This is a genomic window from [Flexibacter] sp. ATCC 35208, from assembly GCF_001975825.1.
Lineage (GTDB): Bacteria > Bacteroidota > Bacteroidia > Chitinophagales > Chitinophagaceae > Chitinophaga.
The window spans coordinates 1-9,438 of the sequence record NZ_MTKN01000117.1; the positions used below are offsets into that span (position 1 = coordinate 1).

A 9,438-nucleotide genomic window follows, 5' to 3' on the forward strand; every position below is an offset into this window, starting at 1 on the left:
AATTTTAAACATGTTCTTAGAGTTGATTATGAGTAATTTACAAACAATGTATATTATAAATTAAAAGCAAAAACCGCTCTAAGAACTACCGTCTGGACACATTTTATTTCTATTTTTGAAATAAAAAGTGCAAAGCAGGTATTTTTACGAGATTAAGGACAAGCGATTAATGAATAGGGGTAATTCTATTCTTAATCGCTTGTTTGCTAATAGTGTCCATTCGATTCGACGGTTAGCTAGTAATGATTCAGAGGCAAAAGCCATTTACCGTTTTCTACAGAATGACCATGTTAGTGAAGATGAGATCATCAGAAACATGTCTTCTAATTGTGTTAACTGCGTTGGAAGCAGGCCTGTCTTGTGCATACAAGATACCAGTGATGTTAATTTATACAATCACAAGAATAGGATAAAAAAGGACGATTATATTGGTACGACAAATGCGGCAACTAATGGTCTTGGGTTTCATATACATCCGGGACTTGTGATAGATGCAGAAAGTTTCATGCCTTATGGTTTTTCAACAATAAAGATTTGGAACAGATCCCATGAACAGGCGAAGAAAGATGTTAGCCATCAAAAAAAGATGCTTCCTATAGAGGGTAAGGAATCTTATAGATGGATAGAGACTTCACTAAAAAGTAAACAAGCTTTACAGTCAGCCAGTGAAATTATTATAATCCAGGACAGAGAAGGAGATATTTATGAACAATTTGCAATTGTTCCCGATTCTAAGACACACTTGCTTATCAGGGCCAAAACAAATCGGATACTACAAGGAAAACAAAAGCTCTTTGAATATCTTTCCAGCCAGCCTTTACAAGGCTCCTATGAGGTTAAAGTAGAAGGTGATAAAAGGAGAAGTACAACAAAAAGAACTGCAAAAATAGAGGTTCGTTTTTCGGCAGTGACGATCAGTGGAAATAATTATATTAATAAAAATCTTCCGAAAAATATAAGCCTATATGCAATAGAAGCTAAAGAGGTTGGTGATGATATAAAGACCCCCATTCATTGGAGATTATTAACTACAAAAAGGGTAGACGATTTGCAAACAGCATTGCTTTGTATAGAATGGTATACCTGCCGTTGGGTTATCGAAGAAGTGTTTCGAATTTTAAAGAAAGAAGGTTTTAATATTGAGGCGAGCGAATTATCGCAGGCCAAAGCTATACGAAAGCTATGCTTGATGATGCTTGAAACTATTATCAAACTCTTCATTATGCAAATCGCATATGCAATACCCGAAGAATCATGCCCTCATAGTTGTTTCTCCGCGGAAGAAGTGGAATGTTTAGAACATCAGATCGAACAGTTAGAAGGCAAAACGGATAAACTGAAAAACCCATATACATCTTCCGATTTGAAAAGATATATATGGGCTATAGCCAGATTAGGTGGCTGGAAAGGCTATCTATCCGAACGAAAACCCGGCATCACTACTTTTTGGATGGGGCTGCAGAAATTTACTGCAGTCATGCAAGGCTGGATTCTTTTTAGAGATCTGTCCAGACGGTAGCTCTAAGAACGGGTTTTGCTTTTAATAGTCGGGACGACTAGATTCGAACTAGCGACCTCTTGCACCCCATGCAAGCGCGCTACCGGGCTGCGCTACGTCCCGAAAACCGGTATCCTGTGAAAATCACAGGGATGCAAAAGTAATGATTTTTTTATTTTTTCAAAATTTCTTTCTCTTTACAATTCAAAACCGACTGTCCATTATCGGTCAGCATAATGTACACATTTGAACATATTGAACCCCCCATACCCGCCATGGCACTACATCCCTTTAAATGGCAGCTTTTTTGCACCACCCACCCCGCCATCAATGGCCCATCCCGATTATGCTAAAAAATCACCTTAAGATCGCCTGGAGAAGTCTACAGAGAAAGAAAGCCTATTCTGCTATCAACATCATTGGCCTTGCCGTAGGTATCACCTGCTGTATCATGATTGCCCTGTACGTATCAGATGAATTATCGTACGACAAGTATAACGTTCATTACAACGAAATTTACAGGGTACTGCATGCATACCGGAATGTGAAAGATCATGACATCACGAAAGCACCTGCGCCAGCCGAATACCAGGTATGGGGAAACGCCCCCGTCGCCCCTGCCCTGCAGGAATACTTCCCGGAAATAAAAAAGGTGACACGCTTCACCAGTCCTAATACCTTATTACTGGAACACAACGGGGTGCGATTTCAGGAAAAGGGAATTGTAATGGCAGATTCCACCACCTTCGACATATTCAGCTGGAAAATGCTATCGGGTAATCCCAAAACAGCATTAGTAGCACCCTACAGTATCGTGCTCACCAAAAGTGTAGCCAGAAAATACTTTGGTGACCGGGATGCCGTAGGCCAATCATTATTGGCAGATCATAAAGAAACATTACTGGTGACCGGTGTCATGGAAGATTTGCCGCCGAATACACATCTAAGTTTTAATGCGCTGATCTCCATGAGCACCTTTATGAAATGGCGGCCGGAGATATTTAACCAATGGGGATACATTGATTTCTATACTTACTTCCTCATTCCACCACAGACCAACATCCACAATCTGGAAGCGCGCATTCCTTCTTTTGTCAATAAGTATTTTGCAAAAAATGATTTAGATAATTACACCATTGCATTTGAACCTTTGCAGTCGGCCTACCTGCATTCCAGTGCCAAACGGCAACCTGGCGCTACCGGCAGCATGTCCAATATTTACATCTTTTCCATTGTGGGCATATTCATCCTGCTGATTGCCTGCATCAACTTTGTCAATCTCTCTACTGCCCGTTCTATGGAGCGGGCCAGGGAAGTAGGCGTCAGAAAAGCAGTAGGCGCCCACCAGAATGGATTGATATACCAATTCCTCACAGAAGCTACATTGATATCCCTGATGGCGGTGATTATAGCAATCATACTTGCGCTGCTGTTGCTGCCATTCATGCGTGAAATAGCGGGTAAACCCATTACTTACGCGGCGCTGTTATCGTGGCGGATACTACCTACCCTCATCGTGTTACCTTTCGTACTGGGATTACTGGCCGGCAGTTACCCTGCATGGGTACTTTCCAGTTTCAGACCGGTAGAAGTACTGAAAGGGCAATTCCGCTCATCTGGTAAAGGTATTGTACTGAGAAAGACCCTTGTAATTGTGCAGTTCAGTCTCTCCGTAGGATTGATAGCAGGTACCATGATCGTGTACTCCCAGCTGAAACATCTCAGGCAACATTCCCTTGGCTACAGGCAGGACCAGATGCTGGTGATTGATTATGGTGGAGACTATAGTGTGAATATGTCTATTGAAACCATCAAAGCCATTCTGGCCAGCAACAGTGCCGTCACCAGTGTATCTGCTTCCAGAGCAGTACCCGGCGATTTCTTCCCGAATGGCACCACCTTTATTGAATCCACTACCGGTGACATGAAAATGGAAACACCTGCCTTATATGAAGTTGATTTCGACTTCATTCCAACTTATGAAATAAAGATGGCTGCAGGCAGGGCATATTCCAGAGCATTTCCGGCGGATACGGTACAATCACTCATCATAAATGAAGCAGCTGCCAAACAATTCGGATATGCTGATCCGGCTAAAATAATCGGGAAACGCTTTGAACATTGGGAACGTACAGGCACGGTGATAGGTGTCGTAAAAGACTTCAATTACATCTCCCTCCACAAACAGGTAGAACCACTGGTGATCAGAATAGCGTCGTTTGATACATTCAACAAAATATCACTCCGGGTGAAAACCAATAACATGACAAAGACCATCCATGAACTGGAACAAACATGGAATACGACGGTACCGGGTCATCCGTTTTTATATTCATTCCTGGACGAATCATTTAACGAACAATACCAGCAGGATGCCCGCTTCGGTGAGCTATTTGCGGCTTTTGCCATCCTGACAATATTTATTGCCTGTCTTGGATTATTTGGACTAGCCACCTATGCCACTGAGCAAAGAGTAAAAGAAATTGGCGTGCGTAAAGCGTTAGGGGCTTCATCCTTAAGTATTGTGACATTGTTGTCTTCCGACTTTGTCAAACTGGTGATGATTGCGATTTTAATTGCCACACCTTTAGTATGGTGGACGATGCAGCAATGGCTGGCAGGTTATGCATACCAGGTAGCTATACAATGGTGGATGCCGGCGCTGGCCGGGGTATTGGCGATAGTGACGGCATTGCTCACGGTGAGTGTGCTGTCTTTCCGTGCGGCGTTGATGAACCCGATAAAAGCATTAAGAACAGAATAAAAAATAAGAAAAAGTAATCGGGGATATTGGATAAAATGAAATTGTATGCGCGTACGCACCATGTCCCCGATTCAACAAAAAACTAAAACGATATTTTGAAGAGTACTATCCAATTGATATTTCCTTCAAAAATGGTAAGTACAAAATGTACAAGCGATATAGTTGTAAATGAGGAGATCTGGAAGGATGAATACTTCAACTCTTTTATCAACACCGTAAAAGAGAATTCCCGGTAATTGAACTGTAACAAAAAAGGACTCCTTTTGCAAGAAGTCCTTTCTAAAAATTCGGGTGAATAATGGGCCTCGCCCCTACTGCAAGCGCTCTATATAGCTGCACAACGTCTCGTTTCCGGGCACCCATTAAAAAAATATCGGGGATGCAGAGGTAATTAAATTTCTATCTTTTTTATTAACCCCTCTCATATTTATAAGCTACTATCTGTTAATTCTCTTCAGCAGTAGCCGGACTAATCACATTCTTTACTTCCACGATAGCATTCGCCGGAAACCCTCCTTTCTTTGCATGTTCTTTTATCAACTCTTCATTCTCCGCCTTATATATGCAATACAGTTTATTCCCTGTCACATAACTCTGAATCCACTCAATCTGAGGGCCTATATCCTTCAACACCTTACAGGAAGTTTGCGAAGCCGCCTTCAGCTGTTCTGGTGTAAACTGACCGATACCCGGTATTTCCCTTTCTATTACATAAGTTTTCATAACTGGTTTTTTGGAGTTTGTTGAATTGTTATTGACTGTTTGTGCGTTGCCTGTAATGGCCAATAAAATGAATAAAATAAAAATTGGGGTACTGTAATGAATGAACTTTTTCATATCAATTGTTTAATTTTGTTTTGATATGCCAAAGATAAATCGAACGGCACAGACGTATGTATAACAAATCGTTCAATAAATATCAATATTCGAACAGCATACAACAAATCATTCAGGAACTAGTACAATTCAACCAACCAGATCAAGATAAGCCATTGGGAGGATCTTATAAGTACTTTTAAAACACCTTGTAAAATAAGAAGGGCTCGTAAACCCTGCATCATAGGTTATTTGAGCTATACTATACCGCTTCTCTTTCAACAACGCTTTGGCCTTCTCCAGTCGAAACTCTTTTAGTAATAAATTAGGTGATAGTTTTGTGAGCTCCATTGTTTTTCTATATAACTGGGATTGACTCATCACCATTGCTGTGCAAAATTCACTTACCGTAAAATCAGCATTCTTCCAGTTAGCTTCCAGTGTATTAAATAGCTGTTGCAGCAACACTTCATCCGGTGGAGAAAGATGAAACACATTTTGACAATGATCTTTAATGGCCATTTCTTTCACAATAGATGCAATGGCGATGCGGGTATCATGAGTGATAAAATTTAGTAGCCGGGCAAACTGTATGGTGTCGCCAAAAAGATGATTGTGTGTGGCAATGGGCTCTCCCCCATTGATGCTGATTTTCAGACACGCCTCGTATTGTACAGCCTTATGAATAGCATTCGCGCAGGCAATTGCATTGGATGCTGAAGTAAAAGAGGCTATGAAATCAGTACCGGGATATTGCACTTCACGACCATCGAAAGTGGCGAGGTTTTGCCTGATCAACCTGGTATAATTGTTCAATAAATCATTCGCTTTTGCAATACCTAATTCATGGCGGAGGAGGATAGGGTCTTTTATGGTCGCGAGCAGAATGATGCGAAACGACGGATCTGTAAATACCTTTAACCCATCTTCTGAAACGGTTGCATGGTGGGGATCATATATCCGACCTAAAAAAGATTCTACCAGGTCGCGGCTTACTTCAACAATCTTGTGTGGTATCAGTCCATGTGCTTTGTTGTGCATGGAGATGACTGCTTCTTTATCCGGTGCTTCAATGAGGCAGAATACGTTTTCCCTTTCCTCATCGATCCAGTAGGTCATACAGCTGCATGCATGGTCCGCCTGCAATAGCATATCCTGCCGATGCGCTTCGGCGACATCCCTGGCTTTAACACCGGGAATAATATGAATATCCATAAATAATGGCATAAGACAATTTCGTTGGGGTGACGAAATGCTGGTTGAGTGTTCGAACAATCGTGTATTGTACAACAAGTTACTTTAAGTTCCGCTTTTCAGCAAAAATCCTTGCAATTGGATTTCATGGGTTTCTTTTGTAATATGGCAGTCTAAAGTGAATTCATGAAGCAAATCGTATTGACTATTTTCCTTATCACCTGTCGTACTCTTTCCTATGGACAATTGTATCAGGACTTTTTCATTGGCTGGAAAAGTGCTGAAGTTAAAAGTTATCTGGCTTGTAAACGGGTTGATAAAAAAAACATCGATATACCCGGCGATCCCGCAAAACCTCATATTATCCAATGGAGGGACATTGAAAGTCTTTGTATTGTTACCACGTTTTTTGACAATACGGATCATGTCGCCTCTATCAACTTCATTCCCTTTACAGAATATGGTCAAAAAGCGATGATCGATTACCTGAACGGGACAAGCATGAGAACGACACCAGATAGTTCACCCGGGATGGATGACTACTGGATGCATATTTACGATTCCAAAGTGTATAAAATAACGATGGAAGTAAATAAGGGAAATGCCACCTTTTTCGTAAAAACAGGTAAGTAATTATTCCAGCTGTAGTTCTTTAGATGTTTCATTACCAGCCAGGTCCACTGCCACAGCTACAATCCTGCCGCCTGGCGGCAGACTGGCAGCTTTGTAGTACCAATCCACGCCATTCCGGCCTAAAACGGCCTTCCCTCTTTCCTGTAGACTGCCTGCGGCATCTATGATGTGAATGTCCACTTCTGCTACCCTGAATTCGTCTTTTGCTGTCACTACTACATCTGTGGCTTCCAGCCGGATATTCTGCACCTCTGGGGACTTAAAAGCATCCTTTACTGCCATGTTATAAGCATTTTGCCCGGGGCCTGCCAAAGACTTATAATAAGCCTTCAGCTCAGGGTCCTGTAGAATTGTCCGCGCATACGCCGCTGCAATTTTCATTTTATACCTGGCTTCCAGTTGCTTCTTTGTTGGCTTTTTCTTTGACGGACCGCGTTTTTTCGCCATGATAATCTGGCCGTTCCTTTCATAGATAGTGAGTTGATCGCCCAGGGTGCCACGGACGAGTTGGAGGAGCATGTTATTTATAACAATAGCCATAAAAATTGATTTGGGGGTACAAGCTCAATGTTAATGCATAGGTCGGAACTTCGGTGTGACTATATTACCAATTGAGTACTAATACATCACTATATCTGCACCTCAATATCGAATCGATATAGAAGTGTAGTTTTAATGTACGGATGATGTACTTATGGAAGTATAGTCACACCGTAGCTACATAGGAAATGGAAGAAATAATTACACCTGCGCAAAAAGACTGCGCATTTGAGGTATACCTTTGTTTTATCAAATTGAAAGTGTCGTAGTTAGAGTTACTTCGTTGGATCAGGGGGGTACAGGTTCGAGTCCTGTTCGCGCTGTAAAAAGCGCGATGGCGTAATGGTAGCGCACCTGATAGATATACTCTGGCGTATTTTTACCTTACAATTTCAGGATCGTCTTATTTTTTAGGGCGATCCTTTTTTACATTATGATACTTCAATTTTAAAAGTATATTTACGGAGGGACATCACTGCAGTAATACAGGTAATTACCCATGAATAGATATTCCTTCGTGGAAGAACTTACTGTGCTACTTTGCTTGACAGCCTTTATTATGGGCCTATTAGGACTGGCATTATTACCGGAAGCTATCATCACAGGAACGAACATGCTTTCATTAGCTATTGTAGCCAGTGGAAATAAAAATCAGGATTAAAAGAAACAACGTTATATGTCAGTCAGAATTCTCATACCCATCTTAATAGCTTTTATACTTACGGGTTGTCATAACCGCCAGCGATTGCAGGATCGCCCTCAGCAAGAAGTACCGGCATTGATTGAGACGCCAAAATCATTGGAAGACAAGGGTTCTTATACATTTTCAAAACGCGGGGGAAGTAATTTAGTTGAGAGCCTTTATGAGGAACTGGTGACCCAAGATGCAGCATTAAAGAGATTAGAGGATCAGATTGACGAACTTAATAAAAGTCAGCAGGATTCAACTGAATCATTTTCCAATTTCAATCAGAAAATACAGTCATATTATCACATAGCTGACAGGGATGCTACGGAAATTAAAGATTCCGTATTGAGCGAAAAGATAAAGTTGCTGGTGGCAGGTAGTTTGGCGAAATATAATGCACAGGTTAGTGAGCATAATGAATTACTGAAAACAATTGGGGCGAAAGAAAGTGCGATTGCAGATCTGCATCAGGCGGTAAAAATTGTGACTACATTGACGGTGATGGAAAAATATCAAAAGGGGAATATGCCAGATACAAGACAATTAAGGGGGTATGTTCAGGAACAGGACAAGACGATTCATATGGAGGATACGTTGTTAAATAGATAAGAGAGCTTTATATTATAATTCTTCCTCAGCGTAATCGATCAAGGTCTGAAGTAGAATGGCCTTCAGTTCATCATCAGATTTATCTTTATAATGGATAGGAATCATTTCTGTCCAATGATATCGGGCTTCAATATTCAGCTTCTTCTGAAACCATAATGTCATTTTTAATGAGATTTTGGTATCATTAGCGGCTTCCAAACCTAACAAGAATCCTTTAATGTATGTTTTATATGTATCATAACCAGGATTCTCTAAAAAAAACATTTTGGGCCTATCACGCAGGGCTCTGGTAATTTCTTTAATAGAAGTTTTTATATCCATATTTTTTAATGCATATCTATACTCAATGGAGTTGCTTGCTAGAAGGATTACTCCGATTATAAATTTCAGTTCATATGGTCTGATCAAAATATATTAAAACACCTGCATTAATGACAATTAGCGCTAATAAGATAATACTGAACTTTTGACCCAACTTGATCAGTTGGATTTTTCTTTTCAACTTCTTATCATTAGGATGCTCATTGACTAATTTATTAAAATTAATTTTCTTAAAAAACCAATCGCCATCCAAAAAAGATAAATAACTATGTATTGTCATACTATTGGATCTATCAATCCAGTTAAAATATACTATTTTTTTGTTAATTATAACTAATTGTATAGATATAATGAAGTTGTTTAAACTTATGAAGA

10 protein-coding genes and 1 tRNA gene are annotated in these 9,438 nt (G+C 40.4%); 5 read left to right on the forward strand and 6 right to left on the reverse strand.

The features are described 5' to 3' along the window. Positions 1 to 127: 127 nt before the first annotated feature. On the forward strand, positions 128 to 1,519 hold the full coding sequence (locus tag BW716_RS33560; RefSeq protein WP_143709190.1) for an IS4 family transposase: 1,392 nt from the start codon (positions 128 to 130) through the stop codon (positions 1,517 to 1,519). 28 nt (positions 1,520 to 1,547) lie between these two features. On the opposite strand, the gene BW716_RS33565 is transcribed toward BW716_RS33560, so the two are convergent. Next, a tRNA-Pro gene (locus tag BW716_RS33565) sits at positions 1,548 to 1,621 on the reverse strand. Positions 1,622 to 1,844: 223 nt separating this feature from the next. Between BW716_RS33565 and BW716_RS33570 the strand changes: the two genes are divergently transcribed. Then, positions 1,845 to 4,262, forward strand: a complete 2,418-nt coding sequence (locus BW716_RS33570) for an ABC transporter permease (protein WP_083730435.1) — start codon at positions 1,845 to 1,847, stop codon at positions 4,260 to 4,262. Positions 4,263 to 4,706: 444 nt separating this feature from the next. Here the strand turns inward: BW716_RS33570 and BW716_RS33575 are convergent, their stop codons facing one another. Both BW716_RS33575 and BW716_RS33580 read right to left on the reverse strand, forming a co-directional pair. Next, positions 4,707 to 4,985: a DUF4242 domain-containing protein gene (locus BW716_RS33575; RefSeq protein WP_083730436.1), complete on the reverse strand. Its 279-nt coding sequence runs from the start codon at positions 4,983 to 4,985 to the stop codon at positions 4,707 to 4,709. A 243-nt stretch (positions 4,986 to 5,228) separates the two neighbouring features. Then, positions 5,229 to 6,305, reverse strand: a complete 1,077-nt coding sequence (locus BW716_RS33580; protein WP_083730429.1) for a nickel-binding protein — start codon at positions 6,303 to 6,305, stop codon at positions 5,229 to 5,231. Positions 6,306 to 6,458: 153 nt separating this feature from the next. On the opposite strand from BW716_RS33580, the gene BW716_RS33585 reads away from it, so the two are divergent. Then, positions 6,459 to 6,905 carry a hypothetical protein gene (locus BW716_RS33585; protein ID WP_083730430.1) on the forward strand — a complete coding sequence of 149 codons (447 nt, stop codon included), beginning with the start codon at positions 6,459 to 6,461 and terminating at the stop codon, positions 6,903 to 6,905. On the opposite strand, the gene BW716_RS33590 is transcribed toward BW716_RS33585, so the two are convergent. Then, positions 6,906 to 7,445, reverse strand: coding sequence for a hypothetical protein (locus BW716_RS33590; protein WP_143709191.1), 540 nt, complete (start codon positions 7,443 to 7,445; stop codon positions 6,906 to 6,908). 499 nt (positions 7,446 to 7,944) lie between these two features. Here BW716_RS33590 and BW716_RS37270 point away from each other — a divergent pair, with 499 nt between their 5' ends. Next, the gene (locus tag BW716_RS37270) at positions 7,945 to 8,106 is read left to right on the forward strand and encodes a hypothetical protein (protein ID WP_179091387.1); all 162 of its coding nucleotides are present in this window, start codon (positions 7,945 to 7,947) and stop codon (positions 8,104 to 8,106) included. A 15-nt stretch (positions 8,107 to 8,121) separates the two neighbouring features. Next, positions 8,122 to 8,742: a hypothetical protein gene (locus BW716_RS33595; RefSeq protein ID WP_143709192.1), complete on the forward strand. Its 621-nt coding sequence runs from the start codon at positions 8,122 to 8,124 to the stop codon at positions 8,740 to 8,742. A 12-nt stretch (positions 8,743 to 8,754) separates the two neighbouring features. Here BW716_RS33595 and BW716_RS33600 read toward each other — a convergent pair whose 3' ends face one another. Next, positions 8,755 to 9,063: a hypothetical protein gene (locus tag BW716_RS33600; protein ID WP_143709193.1), complete on the reverse strand. Its 309-nt coding sequence runs from the start codon at positions 9,061 to 9,063 to the stop codon at positions 8,755 to 8,757. A gap of 70 nt (positions 9,064 to 9,133) precedes the next feature. Beyond that, positions 9,134 to 9,438: hypothetical protein (locus tag BW716_RS37925; protein ID WP_220388890.1), on the reverse strand; the 305-nt coding region annotated here is incomplete at its 5' end.